19 protein-coding genes and 1 pseudogene are annotated in these 15,421 nt (G+C 57.4%); 2 read left to right on the forward strand and 18 right to left on the reverse strand.

Annotated elements, in window-relative coordinates:
- Nucleotides 1–95: 95 nt before the first annotated feature.
- From K1718_RS00320 to K1718_RS00375, 12 genes are all read right to left on the reverse strand, one after another.
- Nucleotides 96–524, reverse strand: a complete 429-nt coding sequence (locus tag K1718_RS00320) for a CopG family transcriptional regulator (RefSeq protein WP_265680133.1) — start codon at nucleotides 522–524, stop codon at nucleotides 96–98.
- A gap of 5 nt (nucleotides 525–529) precedes the next feature.
- Nucleotides 530–2,515, reverse strand: a complete 1,986-nt coding sequence (locus K1718_RS00325) for a conjugal transfer protein TraG (protein WP_265680132.1) — start codon at nucleotides 2,513–2,515, stop codon at nucleotides 530–532.
- Between the two features lie 25 nt (nucleotides 2,516–2,540).
- Complete coding sequence (locus K1718_RS00330; protein ID WP_265680131.1) at nucleotides 2,541–4,280, reverse strand: relaxase/mobilization nuclease domain-containing protein; 1,740 nt, start codon at nucleotides 4,278–4,280, stop codon at nucleotides 2,541–2,543.
- A gap of 243 nt (nucleotides 4,281–4,523) precedes the next feature.
- Nucleotides 4,524–5,354, reverse strand: coding sequence for a S26 family signal peptidase (locus K1718_RS00335; RefSeq protein WP_265682448.1), 831 nt, complete (start codon nucleotides 5,352–5,354; stop codon nucleotides 4,524–4,526).
- A complete protein-coding gene (locus K1718_RS00340) occupies nucleotides 5,354–5,869 on the reverse strand; it encodes a DUF2840 domain-containing protein (RefSeq protein WP_418068103.1) in 516 nt (171 codons plus the stop codon). The genes K1718_RS00335 and K1718_RS00340 overlap by 1 nt, the downstream gene beginning before the upstream one ends.
- Nucleotides 5,866–6,117 (reverse strand): hypothetical protein, encoded by a 252-nt coding sequence (locus K1718_RS00345; protein ID WP_265680130.1) that lies wholly within the window; start codon nucleotides 6,115–6,117, stop codon nucleotides 5,866–5,868. Before K1718_RS00345 ends, K1718_RS00340 begins: the two co-directional genes overlap by 4 nt.
- Complete coding sequence (gene parA / locus K1718_RS00350; RefSeq protein ID WP_265680129.1) at nucleotides 6,114–6,767, reverse strand: ParA family partition ATPase; 654 nt, start codon at nucleotides 6,765–6,767, stop codon at nucleotides 6,114–6,116. The genes K1718_RS00345 and parA overlap by 4 nt, the downstream gene beginning before the upstream one ends.
- 211 nt (nucleotides 6,768–6,978) lie before the next feature.
- Nucleotides 6,979–7,860 (reverse strand): replication initiator protein A, encoded by an 882-nt coding sequence (locus tag K1718_RS00355; RefSeq protein ID WP_265682445.1) that lies wholly within the window; start codon nucleotides 7,858–7,860, stop codon nucleotides 6,979–6,981.
- Nucleotides 7,861–7,871: 11 nt separating this feature from the next.
- Nucleotides 7,872–8,153: a helix-turn-helix transcriptional regulator gene (locus K1718_RS00360; RefSeq protein WP_077291139.1), complete on the reverse strand. Its 282-nt coding sequence runs from the start codon at nucleotides 8,151–8,153 to the stop codon at nucleotides 7,872–7,874.
- Between the two features lie 137 nt (nucleotides 8,154–8,290).
- Nucleotides 8,291–8,566 carry a DUF2285 domain-containing protein gene (locus K1718_RS00365; RefSeq protein WP_285806052.1) on the reverse strand — a complete coding sequence of 92 codons (276 nt, stop codon included), beginning with the start codon at nucleotides 8,564–8,566 and terminating at the stop codon, nucleotides 8,291–8,293.
- Nucleotides 8,567–8,831: 265 nt separating this feature from the next.
- On the reverse strand, nucleotides 8,832–9,059 hold the full coding sequence (locus K1718_RS00370) for a transcriptional regulator domain-containing protein (protein ID WP_265680128.1): 228 nt from the start codon (nucleotides 9,057–9,059) through the stop codon (nucleotides 8,832–8,834).
- Between the two features lie 122 nt (nucleotides 9,060–9,181).
- Nucleotides 9,182–9,448, reverse strand: a complete 267-nt coding sequence (locus K1718_RS00375; RefSeq protein ID WP_265680127.1) for a DNA -binding domain-containing protein — start codon at nucleotides 9,446–9,448, stop codon at nucleotides 9,182–9,184.
- A gap of 276 nt (nucleotides 9,449–9,724) precedes the next feature.
- On the opposite strand from K1718_RS00375, the gene K1718_RS00380 reads away from it, so the two are divergent.
- The gene (locus K1718_RS00380) at nucleotides 9,725–9,973 is read left to right on the forward strand and encodes a helix-turn-helix domain-containing protein (protein WP_265680126.1); all 249 of its coding nucleotides are present in this window, start codon (nucleotides 9,725–9,727) and stop codon (nucleotides 9,971–9,973) included.
- Nucleotides 9,974–10,058: 85 nt separating this feature from the next.
- Here the strand turns inward: K1718_RS00380 and K1718_RS00385 are convergent, their stop codons facing one another.
- The 3 genes and pseudogenes from K1718_RS00385 to K1718_RS00395 form a co-directional block, all read right to left on the reverse strand.
- Nucleotides 10,059–10,283 carry a hypothetical protein gene (locus K1718_RS00385; RefSeq protein WP_265680125.1) on the reverse strand — a complete coding sequence of 75 codons (225 nt, stop codon included), beginning with the start codon at nucleotides 10,281–10,283 and terminating at the stop codon, nucleotides 10,059–10,061.
- 169 nt (nucleotides 10,284–10,452) lie between these two features.
- Nucleotides 10,453–10,797 (reverse strand): annotated as a pseudogene (locus K1718_RS00390) (JAB domain-containing protein); the annotation flags it as partial.
- Nucleotides 10,798–11,190: 393 nt separating this feature from the next.
- Nucleotides 11,191–11,478: a RidA family protein gene (locus tag K1718_RS00395; protein ID WP_265680124.1), complete on the reverse strand. Its 288-nt coding sequence runs from the start codon at nucleotides 11,476–11,478 to the stop codon at nucleotides 11,191–11,193.
- Nucleotides 11,479–11,645: 167 nt separating this feature from the next.
- On the opposite strand from K1718_RS00395, the gene K1718_RS00400 reads away from it, so the two are divergent.
- The gene (locus K1718_RS00400) at nucleotides 11,646–12,575 is read left to right on the forward strand and encodes a LysR family transcriptional regulator (RefSeq protein WP_265680123.1); all 930 of its coding nucleotides are present in this window, start codon (nucleotides 11,646–11,648) and stop codon (nucleotides 12,573–12,575) included.
- Between the two features lie 12 nt (nucleotides 12,576–12,587).
- Here the strand turns inward: K1718_RS00400 and lhpI are convergent, their stop codons facing one another.
- The 3 genes from lhpI to K1718_RS00415 all read right to left on the reverse strand — a co-directional run bounded on the left by lhpI (nucleotide 12,588) and on the right by K1718_RS00415 (nucleotide 15,322).
- On the reverse strand, nucleotides 12,588–13,559 hold the full coding sequence (gene lhpI / locus K1718_RS00405) for a bifunctional Delta(1)-pyrroline-2-carboxylate/Delta(1)-piperideine-2-carboxylate reductase (RefSeq protein WP_265680122.1): 972 nt from the start codon (nucleotides 13,557–13,559) through the stop codon (nucleotides 12,588–12,590).
- Nucleotides 13,552–14,799 carry a Zn-dependent hydrolase gene (locus tag K1718_RS00410; protein ID WP_265680121.1) on the reverse strand — a complete coding sequence of 416 codons (1,248 nt, stop codon included), beginning with the start codon at nucleotides 14,797–14,799 and terminating at the stop codon, nucleotides 13,552–13,554. Before K1718_RS00410 ends, lhpI begins: the two co-directional genes overlap by 8 nt.
- Before the next feature lie 133 nt (nucleotides 14,800–14,932).
- Nucleotides 14,933–15,322, reverse strand: coding sequence for a Rid family hydrolase (locus tag K1718_RS00415; protein ID WP_265680120.1), 390 nt, complete (start codon nucleotides 15,320–15,322; stop codon nucleotides 14,933–14,935).
- Nucleotides 15,323–15,421 lie beyond the last annotated feature (99 nt).

Genomic DNA, 15,421 nt, shown 5'->3' on the forward strand with positions numbered 1-15,421 from the left:
TCGTAAGTCGGAACACGCGCGCGCAGCAAGGACGTTCCGAAACCAAAACGCCAACACTCTTTCAGACACAAAACGGCTACCTCTATTGAACAGCCCTAATCTGGTTCCCATGGTACATCCTCCGAAATCTCCTGCCTCAGCTTCGGCCCCTTGGCCAATCTTCTCCCTAACGCCGTGACAAAAGCATCATAGCGTTCACCGGCCTTGGCGCGCGCAGCTTGTGCAGCAGGCTCAGGAAGCGCCGGCGTTGTCGCAAGCCAGAAACGCACGAAGATGGCCAGGGTCTCGACAGCAATCCCGAGATCCCGCTCCAGCCGCGTCATTCGCCGGTCAATCCGGTCAAGACGTTTGGTGACAGCTGCCTCGCGTCGTTCATCTGCATCCGGCGACAGAAAGGAGGCGACGGCGGCTTCGACAACCAGTGACTGCGAGAGATCCCGGCGAGCCGCATAGTCGGCCAGCATCATCATGACGTCCTGGTCTAGGTAGGCAGAGATTTGCGTCTTTTTCTTGCGAGCCGTCACAGCCGTCAAAGCTCCATGCCATCGCCGGAATCAAGCGAGACTTGCCGTGCCACACCTTGCATCACCCGGGTCATCCGGCTAGTTCGGGCATTGTCATCCTCGGTTTCGTCTGTCAGATCGATCTCGAATTCGTTTTTGATCGGCTCCCTCTGTTCGGCAGGTTCAAATCTGCTGAGTTCCGGTTGGTGCCGGCGCTCTGATCCGGTTGGATCCTCGTCCTCTCCCACCGTTTCCTCCACTTGTTGGTTGACGCCGGAACCCGCTGGAAGCGGCAGTTCGCTCCAATCATCAGTCTGTCGTTGGAGGGGCGGAGCCGGTTCAGGCGGCGGCAGGATGCGTTCGCTGAGCCGTTTGTCCTCATAGTAACGAGCCTTTTTCGCCCGGATCGGCGGCGTGCCCGCGACCATGACGATCTCATCGTTGGGAGGAAGCTGCATGATTTCGCCAGGGGTCAGCAATTGGCGTGCGGTCTCGGACTTGGATACCATGAGGTGACCGAGCCAAGGGCTCAGCCTGTGACCGGCATAGTTCTTCATCGCCTTCATCTCCGTCGCAGTGCCCAAAGCATCGGAAACGCGTTTGGCAGTCCTCTCATCATTCGTGGCGAAGCTGACGCGAACGTGGCAATTGTCGAGGATCGAATTGTTAGGCCCGTATGCCTTCTCGATCTGGTTCAGGGACTGTGCGATCAAGAAGCTCTTGAGGCCATAGCCGGCCATGAATGCGAGGGCAGACTCGAAGAAATCCAATCGTCCCAAGGCCGGGAATTCGTCGAGCATCAAAAGCAGGCGGTGCTGGCCCGAGTTCGCCCGAAGGTCTTCCGTAAGACGGCGGCCAATCTGATTGAGGATCAGGCGGATCAGCGGTTTGGTGCGATTGATGTCCGATGGTGGCACCACAAGGTAGAGTGTTGTGGGCAGAGTGCCATTCACCATGTCATTGATCCGCCAGTCGCACCGGCGTGTCACCTCAGCCACCACAGGATCCCGGTAAAGCCCGAGGAACGACATGGCCGTCGAGAGCACCCCGGAGCGTTCGTTCTCGGATTTGTTCAGCAACTCGCGCGCCGCGCTGGCAATCACTGGATGCGAGCCGGCCTCCCCCAGATGAGCGGTCTTCATCATCGTCGCCAAGGTCGACTCGATCGGACGTTTCGGATCGGACAGGAATGCTGCGACACCCGCCAGTGTCTTATCCGCCTCGGCATAAAGAACATGCAGGATCGCTCCGACGAGAAGCGCGTGGGACGTCTTCTCCCAGTGGTTCCGCTTTTCGAGCGACCCCTCCGGATCCACCAGGATGTCGGCAATGTTCTGAACATCGCGTACTTCCCATTCGCCCCGCCGCACTTCGAGCAACGGATTGTAGGCAGCCGATTTCGGGTTGGTGGGATCGAACAGGTGCACCCGACCATGTTTTGCGCGGAAGCCGGCGGTAAGCTGCCAGTTTTCCCCTTTGATGTCGTGAACGATGGCCGAGCCCGGCCAGGTCAGCAAAGTGGGCACAACCAGACCGACGCCCTTGCCCGACCGGGTTGGAGCGAAACAGAGCACATGTTCCGGCCCATCGTGACGAAGATAGTCCTGCTCGTAGCAGCCGAAAACGACCCCATCAGGGTTGAAAAGGTTCGCCGCACTCACCTCTTGCCTTTCGGCCCAACGTGCAGAACCGTAGGTCTCGACACGTTTTGCTTCACGCGCCCGCCAGACTGACATTCCTATGGCGAATGCAATGGACAAAAATCCACCGGAAGCGGCAATGACGGCGCCGTGCAGAAAGACGTTCGGCGCGTACGCCTCATAAAAATACCACCACCAGAAAAAGGCAGGCGGATAGTAGATTGGCCAACCGGTCACTTCGAACCAGGGAGTTCCGAGCTGCCCCTGATAACCCAGTCTCCAGGCAACGTATTGCGTTGCGCACCAGGGGGTGAGCGTCACGATGAGAAAGACCGCTAAAAGCTGCCCCCAAAGGATTTTTGTCGCAGACATTGTGGCGCTCCAGGTTGATTAGATTTTAAAGTCCGAGTCCTCGCTTGCGCCCGAAGCTCCAGTCCACACTGCCGTCCGGGCGAGTGACGCCGGAGACATGCTGCCCAAGTCGTTTATCGAGCGATGGTGTCCACGGCACGAGCTGGAACCCGAGCCCATCATCGATCATGGCGAAGCGTCCAGAGGCGAGGTCAAAACGTTGACGGTAAGTGCCGGCGACATATTCGCCAGTGCTCACACGAGTAATCGGCAGTTCGGCATCACCCGTGAGTTTCGTCTCAAGGGCATCAAGTTCGCGGCGGCGTAGCGTCTCGAGAAGGTTTCGGGAAAAGGTGACGCGCTCTCCCTTCCGCTCGGCAAGACCCTCTTCAATCAGATGCTCTGCTCGGCGATTCAGAGCATCCTTGACCTCGGCTCCGAAACCACCTTCCGAAAGCCCATCAAGGTCACGGGCAATATTCTGACGATCGAGCCATGTGGCTCCCGAGGCCGTGACCTGCCGTTCGATATCGAGATCCGAGCGGACGGCGAGCGCCACGCGCCGCTGCCCGCGTGCATCATCGTATTTCCGGAGTTCAACGATTGACCCCGGCGCGCTGTCGCCAGCTGCATCAATATCAGGAAGTCTGATGTGATGCGTCCGCCCCTCAACACCATCGACAACCGCATAGGCAGATCCTTTCAGCTCATCATCGAGACCTCGCTCGACCAGCCGGCCGATGATGGGCGTGTCCAGACCTTCGGCGGCGAGAACAAAACCTGCCGACCCGCGTTCCAAACCGCGATCAGTCAACGCGCGGTGCATCCGCTTGATGATGTCGCCACGTTCGCCCAGTTCGCGCAATGTTGCTTCCGCATCGTCGCCAATCACCCATTGACCGGGACCAACCTGATCGGCAAGGCCGAGAGCCTGCAGTTTGCGTAAGCGTCCAACCTTCAGATGGTGATATTCATCCGGCTTCCGGTCTGTGTCTGGTGCCGTGTCAATGACACCGGTTCTGAGGCCGTCTCGAACAAGCTGATGGTCGAGCTGGGTCCAGCGCTCGGCCTCGACCTGGCGCACCAGATAGTTTCGGATATCGAGGTCGGTGCGCGGTCCAAGCCCCAGCGTCACCAGATCTTGAGCGCGGGCGCGCATGCCTTCCTTGATGTAGTCCCGGGAGATGACCAGGTCCTGACCGTCATTAGCTTTCCCACGCAAGATGATATGGACATGGGGATTGTCCGTATTCCAATGATCGACACCAACCCAGTCGAGCTTGGTGCCAAGGTCCTTATCCACCTGACGCATCAGATCCCGGCTGAAGGATTTGAGATCCGCAAGTTCCGTGGCGTCTTCTGGCGAGACGATAAAACGGAAATGATGTCGGTCCTCCTGGCAGCGTCCAGCAAACTCCTTCGGACTGACAGCATCATCGCTGGGACCGAACATCCGCGCCTTTTCCCCGTCACGGGTCACACCCTCCCGGCCAAGATACTTAAGGTGTGCAGAAAGCGGTGCGGATCGTGCCGAATGACGAACAACCCGCGTCTTGATGACGACGATGCGGGACCGTCCCGCCAGCAACCGGTTGGCCTGAACGCTCGCCCTCCGACCTCGTCCGAAGCGGGAACGGTTGCCGGTGCTGATCCGGCCCGTGCGCGACACATGTCCGCCAGCCTTCTGGGCGGCCGCCAACGCCTGGGCAATGAACGGGCGGGCCCGCTGCGCACGCGATGACCGGATGCGCCCGGCCCGAATACGGAAATCGCGTTCATCGGACATGGGACATCGCCGCAATGTGCAAAAGTTCAAGCAAGGTCAGTGTGATAAGCAGTAGGCGCACATTGCGGATTACGGCCATACATTGCGATGCGCAACAAAAAATCCAGCGAAAACAACCGACCGACCCAAGCGCACCTTGCGCCCTTTTATCTCGCCATCCCCCGGCCGCGTTACACGCCGCCGTCCCATTTTCCCTCCGCCCCTCACGAGAGCACTCGAGGTTGCGGGTTCCGCCGACCGCGCTCATGGAAAACCTTCTCCAGAAACTTCCGGGAAAAACACAGCAGCAGTCGCCCCTAAACGGGTGTACTTGCGGCCCGTTCCAGCTGCATTCGATCCCGCATCGAGAACACCAAAATGCAGTGAAGCTTCTGCGACAGGAGCAGTGAAAAAATCACCTGCTTCCGGCGGCGCGGACGTCGCGGTTCCCGCCGGCTCCGCATAAGCTGAGACGCTATCGAGGAACAGGCCTGTGAGGAGAGGGAGGAGGACACTGCTCACGGCATTACTCCTCACCGCTCGACCGGAGATGCGGCGTCGGTCCAGTGATAGCCCTATGTGGGCAGACTCCTCAGTCCAGAGCAGCGAGAGCGCCGCGGTGACCGAGGTGACCGGAAGCGGACCAAAATACCGGCCGTCAAAACTGTCTGGCACGTCCGGGTTCATGAGAAAGATTTCGCCCTCACCAAGCCCGCGGCAGCCCTGCCAGCGCGGCAGAGAACGACCCAATCGGTCACGTTCCCGCGCCTGTCCATACGGCTTGCCCCCGACGAAGATCGTCGCCCCCTTGCGGCAAACTTCGGTACCCGGCAAGGCGAGCACGTGCTTGATCAACGGCACACTACGCGGAAGGTAGCCGCGCTTCGCGAGGAAGTCGGCGAGATCCTGCGGCGGCGCGACTGCGACAAGGTCACCGACGTTCAGTGTACCCAAGGGCCTCGCAAAATAGAGCCCGACCGGCACACTGGCCGAGGCATTCCAGATGAAGCGCGGTTGCCAATCGAAGAAGACCGGCGCTAGGGTGAGTGCCCCGGTCAGGGCTGTCGCCGCGAAGATAAACCTGCGCCCGCGCATCACTGGACCCGCCGCCGTTTGAGCCAGGCATGGTGCTCAGGCCGCGTATAGGGATGGGCTTCTTCCCCAACGGTCAGACGGTTGTGAAGGTGCCGCCAGTAGTCCGGAGAGACATCCATTGGATTGATGGCGAGCGCCTCGATCGCGTCGATCGCCTGCAGCACCCGCTCGACCTTTGGCCAACCATGGATCTTCAGAAGCAATTCCCCACCGGGACGCACGAAGGGAAGCGTCTGGTAGGGTGCGTCGCGTCCGACCGCACTCAAGATATCGATGCGCGAGACCACGGTGCCGTAACCGTTCGCCGCCCACCGGACAAAACAGAAGATCGAGCCGGGCGTGAAGCCGACGATACGATCGCTGCCATTCAGGATGTGCTCATAGGATTGGCGACCGAAGCGGATCCAGTGCTCGATCTTGCCTTTTTCCCAGGTGAGTTCGACCAAGGTCATCTCCGAGGTGACATCGTCAGGCAAGGGATGGCCCATCCATCTGCGGCGCGGTTTCTCGTTCATGGCTTCTCTCCGTCGGTGATCGGGAATTCGCGCGCGAAGAGATCGCGCAGCATATCGGCAACGGTGACCCCGCGTTGGAAGGCCACGATCTTGATCCGGGCGCGCTGATCGGGTGTCACGTCGATCGCAAGGCGGGCGGTAAAGCCGTTCGAGGCTGTGGCATTTGATTTGCTCACAGCCGACTTGATCCAACGTTCAGGATCGACCGGCCGTGAGGCAAAATCTTGGCTCGTGGACTGTTTGCTCATAGCCCGGACCTTTCGATCCCAAGCCTGTCGATCTCCGATGCTAAGGCTGCGATTTCCCGAGCTCCAGGTGTGTCTTTTTCCAGTTCGCCGACAAGGCGACCGAACTGCGCGGCGCTCGCAAACGCAACACGCTGGCCGATGGTTCGGGCAAGAACTGGTGGGTCGTTTTCGGAGAGAGCTTCAGCTGTATCTCTGGCGATCATGGTGCGGGCGCCGCAACGATTGAGAACGAAGCGCGCGATCAGCTGTGGCCTGTAGATCCGCGCTTCGTTGACGAGGGCGAGCATCTCCGCGGATGCCCAACCATCGAGCGGCGATGGCTGCACCGGGATCAGATCCAGGTCGGCGGCAAGCAGCGCCGAGCGCATCAGTCCGGCAACGCGGGGCGGTCCGTCGATGACAACATGATCGGTGCTCTGGGCAAGCTCCGGAGCTTCCCGGTGAAGTGTGTCGCAGGCAAGCCCGACTACTCCGAACAGTCTCGGCAGGCCTTCCCAGTTGCGCGCTTCCGACCAATCCAGGGCCGAGCCTTGCGGGTCGGCGTCGATGAGCGTGACCCGTTTACCGCGTTTTGCCCATTCTCCCGCGAGATTGAGCGCCAGCGTCGTCTTGCCGACACCACCTTTTTGGTTGAGCAGCGCGACGATCATGACGCTGCTCCACGACACTTAGGGAACTTATCCGCAGAGCTTGAAAACCGCGCCGGCGTTAGAAGAATTCCGAAGGAATTCTGGTTAGGAAAGTTACGGGGCGCATAACCTATTGGCACAGCGTCGAAATTGGGCGATTTCGGTCCCCGATAGCACGAGGTTCGGGTCCCTGAAGGCACGATAGTTTGGGTCCCTGATAGCACGAGTGAATTCACAGCTTTCCCCCAGAGTAAGTGTTGGCGCGGCGTTGATGGCGCGCGCGGGAAACTGCGGCCCTCTCGGCCGGCGCGAAGGACAGGCGTGGTGGAGCATCGGACGCCCGCACCAGTTTCAGGCGATAGCCCGGCAGAGGCTGACGATGGACAATGTCGCGCAGATCGTAGGTGAAGTGTTTCAGCGGCGAGAGGCTGCCTGACTTGGCGTGAAGGTGCTTGAGCGAGAAGCTCCAGCCGTGTTCCTGGCGGCCGCCATGTTTGCGCACGAGCCGGTAGAGCCGCCGCTCGAGACCGCCGGTCAGGCTGAAATACGCCCGATCGATGGTCAACACGCGGGCATCTTCAAGAACGGTGGCGTAGAACCAGTCGGGCAGGATCAGCTCAAGGCCAAGAGGACGACCACGATGGTCCGCCCTCTCCTTCCATTCGTTGATCCAAGAGAAGCGATGCATGCGCCGTTCGGTCGGCTGCCGGATCGAGGTCGCAATTGTCGTTGACTGCAGCCGGTCCAGAGCGGATTTGAGCCGGTCGTAATCCCTCCGGCTGACACCGCGACCGATGAAGGTCAGGATCTCGTAAGGAGTAGCCACCATCAGGCGCGAGGTCCGAAGACCTGCATCGCGTGCCTCGACGATCTGCGAAGCGGCCCAGATCAGGATATCGGCGTCCCAGATGGTCGCCATGCCGTGCTCGGCGGCGGCTTCAACGCGAATGACGATCTGCCCCGCCTTGAAATCTATCGGCTTCAAGCGCCTCGATTTGGCAAGCGAGAAGAAGGGATAGGCCATCAGATCCTGCGCATCGCGCGGGGCAAGATCTCCGGGTAGAGCCCGGAAAGGACCGAGCTGATCATGAGGAGAATGAAACTTGCGGTCCAACACGGTGCGACTCACCGCACGGCGCGGCGGGAACCGCTTGCCTGCTGCGCATTATGGCGCTTGGCCGGAAGTACCTGCCCGCTCGGGTCGGAAGTCGATGTGACGGCGCCCCGATTGGCCCAGGCCTGCAAGTCCTCGAGCGAATAGACGACACGGCCGCCGAGCTTGCGGTATGCAGGCCCTGTCCCATAGGTGCGATGCTTTTCGAGCGTGCGACCGGAAAGGCCGAGAAAACGAGCAGCTTCGGGAGTGCGCAGAAAGCGCGGCGGCATTCCGGCGAGCGGATCGGGCATGGTCGAACCTCCAGGGTTTGGCGAGTACCGCTGGTCAGCAGCGGCCGATGGAGGTCACGATGGCGGAGTGGCGACGCGAATGGGGAGTGCGAAGATGCGGTTACGAAAATCGCACCCCTCTGATACATCCAGGATTTCTAACGGCGGAGTTGATCCAGATAGCCACCGGAAACTATGGTGGATCCGTCCCGCACAAGCCTATTTGTCGTGTCGCGAAGCGGAGAGGTTTTCCAGGGCTCTGAAGCAACCCTACTGGCCCCGAAAAAGCTTTGGGCAATCTCTCTTAAGGAGGCACCGTTTGAGCGGCCATCAACCGCCCTCAACATGGCTTTGAACCTAAGGCGTTTTTGCGCGGTGAGACGGCTGTCCGCACCCATCTCTCTGCCTTCGAGGAAATCCAATAACCGCCCCATTGCCTTGTGCCGAGCGCGAGTTCCATCGTCCAGTGGAGTTACGACTGCGAGACGACTTTGGGGGAGATGGGTGCCCTGAAACAGAAGATGGACTGTTTTTAGCCCTTTTCCGAGGATGACATGCAGCCCTTCAGGGCTCTGACGGGTGATCCCGCTGCGGAGGGTTTGAAAATTGAGAAGGCCGGGTTGGTCCGGTATAAGGCCGGTTCCCGCTGATTTCAGGATGACCTTCGACGTATCGGTTGTAGGCTCCCAGTAAATTGTTTCATCCAGAGCCGTCAGGTCCGGACTTGTTGCGAAACGAGATCCCCCAACGAACCCGGAGCACTGCGTCCATCTCGTCAGGAGACCTCCCTTCGGCTGCCAGTTCGGCGAACTCTTGCTGATAGCTGGTATTTCGTCTGAGACATTCCCAGGCAAGATCGGGGACACTCGAATTGTCAAAGTAATCGTACGCTGCAGCAGATCGCCACTGCGAGACATCCGGCACCATCGGCAACCTCCTGAAATGCAGGAAAAATGCAATTGGAGGCCGGAACCATCATAAGTTGCAGTGACGATGGGAACCCCTTGAGGCGGGAGAACGTGATGCGCGGCACGCATTGCCAAATGTGGTCAATTCCGCTCGCCTTCCGCCAGGAGTTGCCGGTAACCGTGTTCCGTCATCCATTGCGCGCGTGCCAGGTGGCTATCGTGAATACCCCGAGCCCGCTCTGGCTCCTGTCTTGGATCAATACCAAACAAGACCTGAACGGCTTCTGCCCAGTCCGCACCATCCGCCTTGGCGTCGAGGAGGCGCATATAGAGCTTGAAGTGCTTTTTGTCGTAGTCCGTGAGTTGATCTGTGTCCGGTGCCTGATCGAGAATTCCCGACTTCGTCATCGCACGTCCCCCTTAGCCATTTGCCGCTTTGAAGCGATGCCCATGTCTTTGTAACAATGTTTGAGACCGGTTGTAAGGTTCGCCCAATGCATCGCGTGATGCACACAGCACATCGAAACACGCAAAAAACGCCCAATTCGACCTGCAAAAACCATCAGTTGCGTGGATATTTTTCCACGGGTGTGAACATCCAACCCGAGGATCAAGCTTCCTGGAAGTGTTTTTGTAGAGAATACTCCGTGGTGAAATACTCTTCAAGGCGTTGCTCTCCGATTTATGGAAATCCGAGAGGTGTTCGCACAAAACCTGAGAGCGTTGCGGCAGGCTAAAGGCCTGTCACAGGAGGAACTTGCGCACGAGGCGGGGATTGATCGGACCTACATCAGCGCCTTGGAGCGCAATGTGTATAACGCCAGCATTGATGTCGTTGACAGATTGGCACAGGTGCTCGGAGTGGATGCTGCGGAATTGCTGAAACGACCTTCAGCTGAGATGAAAGAATCGAAATCTGACTTTGACTTTTAGAGAAGTACGCAACCGCGTTTCCTCGGCGCATGGATATGTGCAAACTCGTCGTTAGGAAAGAAGATTTCTGATTATGTAATTGTCTCTATTGAGTCTTTTCCAGCGCTTGGATCATCTGGTGCGTCGTGCTCCAACTGTGCATCGGAATTCCGCTTTCCGGTTCCATCGCCGAAGGCCAACCCGTCCAATGCGTTGTGTTGAACGGCATGATGCGCGGCGTTTGAACGAGCGGAATAAAGGGGACCTCTTCAACAATGAACGCGTACGCTTCCGCAACCAGTTCTGGAATTTCCGGATCATCCAGCTTCATTGGCTCGATCTCATCAAGCTTAGACGCGTAAAACCGGGAACACGGAAAGCCGTGTCTCCGGCTCCGCGGAAATCAGGCCACCTGATCGGGCTGCTTCTCTGTTTGCCCCCCAACTCTGGCCCTGCATTCTGGCGGGCACGCCCGGCACAGCCAGGCCGGAAGAACACAATCAGAGTAGACCGCGCGTTCTCAGGCTGACCTCCTGGCCAATGCCGACGATGATGTGATCGTGCAGCATCAGACCCAGGACCTTGCAGCCTGTCTGGATTTCCTTCGTCATCTTGATGTCGGCGCGTGAAGGTTCCGGGTTGCCGGAGGGATGGTTGTGGACGAGGATAAGGGCGGTAGCGTTGAGTTCAAGGCCCCGCTTCAAAACTTCGCGAGGATAGACCGGAACGTGATCGACGGTTCCGGTCGCAAGGCATTCATCCGAGATGAGCCGGTTCTTCTTGTCGAGATAAAGCACATGAAACCGCTCCACCTCGCCGCGGATGGTGAGGGTGCAATAGTTGATCCTCCCCCTTTGAAGTGATCCGCCGTTATGTTTAGAAAAACGGAGGATCACTTCAAAGGGGGAGGATCAGTGCGATCAGCTGCATCCCGATGACGCTCGCTTCTGTCTCATGCTTCACTCCTGAATGGTGAAGATGAAACGGATTCTCTCTCTTATCCGATCAGACTATCTGGACCCATAGGCGCTGACGGGGAACATTACGCAAAAATAGCCGGACCAGTGGTAGCGCTTGCGCCTTTCTGCGTAAAGGGAACCGCTAATCTTTATCACGCTTTTTGCAGGAATAGCTTAACTTCTCAGAGCTAGCTAACAAGCAAATTTTCAGCAACTTAATTGCTATGCGGCTGCTGTGACAATAAACTCGACGAGGTTTTCCGGCGTTGCCAGTTTCGCTTAGCCGCAGGCGCGTGCTGGAGGACTTGCAGGGTCGATCCAGGCGTCGTATACCTCATTCATTGCTGCAAAGTCAGTCATGTCCGTGAGCCAAACGATGACTTGCAGGGCTCTGGATTTGCTTGTGCCGGCTTCAGCCAGCAAGCGGTCGACCTCGGCAAGCGCATCTTTGGTCTGCGTGACGACATCGGCACCCGCGTTCCCAACCTGGCCAGCCAGATAGACTGTATTGCCGTGGATGACGATCTGGCTCATCCGCTTGCCGGAATGCATGTATTTCGGGTCCATGATCCCTGTCCTTTCGATCGGTAATTTCAAGAGTGTTCTATCGTCGGCAGGGATTGCTTGTCCAATAACTAAACATAGACAAAAACTATTCTTAACATCCTGATTTTCTATCATAAGCAGCTTATGATTGCCGTAAGCCAAACCGACATACGGGATGAACACGAGCAATGGAAACCGCCGTTCAAGAGTTAAACTGGAACCTTCTACGGACATTCTTCGCTATTGCCGAGGAAAGGAGCATAACGAAAGCAGCAGCCCGACTCGGGCTACGGCAGCCCTCTGTCAGCAGCTCCCTGCAAAAACTGGAAGCCCAACTCGGATGTCAGTTGGTATTTCGCGACAGCCGCAGTTTTGAACTAACCTTGCGCGGCGAAAAAGTCTATCAGGAATGCAAAGAGATCTTTTTATCAACCGAACGTATCCATTCGCTTGTGCGCGATGCGACCGACGAGGAACAGGGCGAACTCAACTATCACATCATCAGCAATCTGACTTCGCCCCTATTGGATGAGCTGTTCCGGCTTTATCACCAGCGCTATCCGTCGGTAATGTTTCGAGGCAAAGTTCAAAACAGCCAAGACATTCTGGAAAGCATATTGAAGGGTAACGTCTCCATAGGCATCTGCCTCTTGCCCAAACCTGTCGTCAATCTTCCTTCGGTTCGTCTGTTTCGAGAAGAATTCAAGGTGTTTTGCGGCGCAGAGCATGCCTATTTCGGGCAATCGCCAATCAGCTTGAGGGACTTGCGCCGCGAACCGTTTATCTCTTTCAGCTGTGCAACGGATGCCAGCGGGCTTGAACCGATGACCGACCTGCGCAACCGCGCCAAGATCGGCCAACGGACCACTGGAGAAAGCACCAACTTTGAAGAAGTCAGGCGCATGATTGTTGCCGGGCTAGGCATTGGTATCCTCCCCTACCCGGCCGTGAAGGACGATGTTGAAAACGGAGTTTTGTGGCCAATCGAAATAGCCGACGAAGCCATCGGCGCCGATGTCTATCTCGTGCATGCATCCGAGCAGGATCTCAAACCTTCCGAAACCAAATTCGTGGAACTCGTGAAGGAGTTGAAAGAGCTCTACCCGGATCTGGCCTAGGCCGCTCCTGTGTCAATCACGGCCTTTGTTTTCTTCCAGATCGGACTGCGCCTGAACGGCCGCGGCAAGATCCTCCAAAGACAGGCCTGCAGACTTGAAAACAGTGTAGGCACCGTCATACCTACGGCCGGGATGTTCGCCCGCGCACAGCTCGTGAAGGTCAGCCTTTATGTCTTTCTTTTGAATGATCCCAGATTCCAGCGGCTGGAACAGGTCTCCGGATAGGAGTGCACTGTCGCGCCCGTCTACAAAGATTTCTGCCTGACGCATCGACTGATCGTCGCTCTCGCGCATGTCGGCCCTAAATGCCCCAATGAGATCGAGATGACTTCCGGGTCTTAGCCATGTTCCCTTGACCAAGGGTTCTTTCGAGGCTGTTACCGTGCTGACGATGTCTGCGTTTTCGCAAGCAACCTGTAAATCTTCAGCGACTTCGGCATTCAAACCTGCCTGAGCAAGTTGTTGCGTTATACCTTCCGCCTTTTCTGGTCGGCGTCCCCAAACCGAAATCTTCGACATTGGCCGCACATTGGCATGCGCCAACCCGACTGCAACCGCTAGCTGACCGGTGCCGACAATGAGGTGTCTGCTTGCATCCTTTCGGACTAGGTAATCGGCCGCCAAAGCGGATGTTGCGGCGGTGCGCCGAACCGTCAGCGCATCGCCGTCCAGGACGGAGCTCAATTGACCGGTTGCACCGTCGAAAAGCATGTAACCCGCATTGATCGTCGATTGCCCATTCTCGGCATTCCAGGGACAGAAGGTGACGACCTTCACCCCGATATTCTTGCCCGGAAGCCAGGCCGGCATGATCAGCAAGGAGCCGGCGTCGTTCGATGCAGCCTGTTGGGGCGCTGGTATGGTCAGAACCTGACGTGGTGGTGCCTGAACGCCATTTTCAGTGAACCAGCCCCGCAACTGTTCGATTAAAGTCGACCATTCCAGGCTGTTTTCGACTGTCTCGTGGGCCACAAATTCAGTCACGGTCGGCTCTTTCAATCACCGCATGGAACAGGATGTTCAGGCCTTCGACAAAATCCTCCGGCTCACAGTGCTCCTCGTTGTTGTGAGTGACGCCACCTTTGCAGGGCGTGAAGATCATTGCCGTTGGACAGCACAAAGCCAGGTGATAGGCATCGTGACCGGCCTGGCTCTGAATTTCGCGCCAATTAGCCCCTATTCGGGTAGCTTGATTGCGCAGTAGGTTGACCAGCTCCTGATCAAAAATGTCACCGCCCCACTGCCACTCGTCTTCGATTTTCGCGATGCATCCAGCTTTCGCAGCGCTTTCAAAGAGAGCGCGGCGCATTTTTTCGGCCATAACCTTTGTTGTGGTCGGGTCGGGATGACGAACATCACAAACCGCTTCTGCCGTGTCGGAGAGAATACCCGCCTTGTTCGGCCAGGCGGTCAGTCGCGCTGCCGTCGCCTTACCGTCGTGAACAGCAAAATCCCAGCCGATATCGTCAACCGCTGTCAGCCACCGCGCCCCTGCAACCAGAGCGTTCTGCCGTAGATCCATCGGAGTCGGCCCAGTATGAGCAGTGCGCCCTGAAAACGAAGCGCGCATACCATGGCTAGGATAGCCGCCGGTAACGATACCGACTTTGCGTCCTTCGGCGTCAAGTATCGGACCCTGTTCGATATGCAGTTCGAAATACGCGTCGATTTCACCAGCTGCGCATTTGGTGGCTCCCCCATATCCAATACGCTCCAACTCGTCTCCGAACCGGCTTCCGTCGTCGCCAACCAGGTCTTTCGCCCAATCTGCAGTGTATTTTCCGACAAAACATCCGGAGGCAACCATCGGCGGCGAATACCGGGCTCCTTCTTCATTTGTCCAGTTGACTGCAATGATCGGCCGCTTGGTTGTATGTCCCGCGTCGTTGAGACGGCGCAGCACCTCAAGCCCGGCGAGTACCCCTGCAATTCCGTCGAACCGACCACCATTGATCTGCGTATCCAGGTGGCTGCCGATCAGGATCGGCGGCAGCGAATTGTCACTGCCGTCGCGGCGCGCGAAAATATTACCTAGTTCATCGACGCTTACGCTCAGGCCTGCCTCCTTACACCAGCCGACAAAGACATCTCGCATCTGCCGGTCCGCATCGCTCAGCGTGAGGCGAGAGAGACCTCCTGGGCGTCCCCGACCAATTTCCGCAGAGGCTTCAATCGTGCTCCAGAACCGGTCAATATTGACGCCCATGTCGGAAGGTACGGACATTTTTTCCTCTTGATTTTTCTTGCAGTTACATGACTGGAGACGCAATCGGCTCTCTTTAAAAATTATTTTGTCGGTGAGGCCTGACACTGGCAAATAGCCGGAAGCTATAAGTCGCAAAGCGTGGCCTTATGGCTTACTCTGTCGCTATGCAGTCAATCTCGATATTGAAGGGAAGCGGCCACGGAGTCACGGCAACGAAGGACCGGGCTGGAAAACGATCCGGAAAGTATTTCTTATAGACCGCGTTCACACCTGCGAAATGGCTGTTGTCGGTAATGTAGACCGTTGTTTTGACCACCTTGGCCAGAGAGGATCCCGCGCCCTCGAGCGCAACCTTCATCAGCTTCAGGACCGCCTCTGTCTGCTCTTCAATTGTTCCTTGCACGATTTCTCCGGTGAGCGAATCGAGCGGAGGAATTCCGCAGCTGTAATGCAGTCCACCTCCCTTGACGAGAAGTGAGGTCGGCGTTCCGAGTTGGCCGAATGCCTGGTTCAATTGCGGCAAGTCCACAACCTGTTTCATAGATGTTCTTTCCCGTTGTGTCGTTTTGGGGTCTTCGAAATTGTCTGATCCAAGTCAGGTCAAATGTTGCAAGTGCCGAGCCTTACCCACACCAGTGCA

Origin of the sequence: Roseibium porphyridii (genome assembly GCF_026191725.2) — a bacterium.
In the GTDB taxonomy this organism is placed as follows: Bacteria; Pseudomonadota; Alphaproteobacteria; order Rhizobiales; family Stappiaceae; genus Roseibium; species Roseibium porphyridii.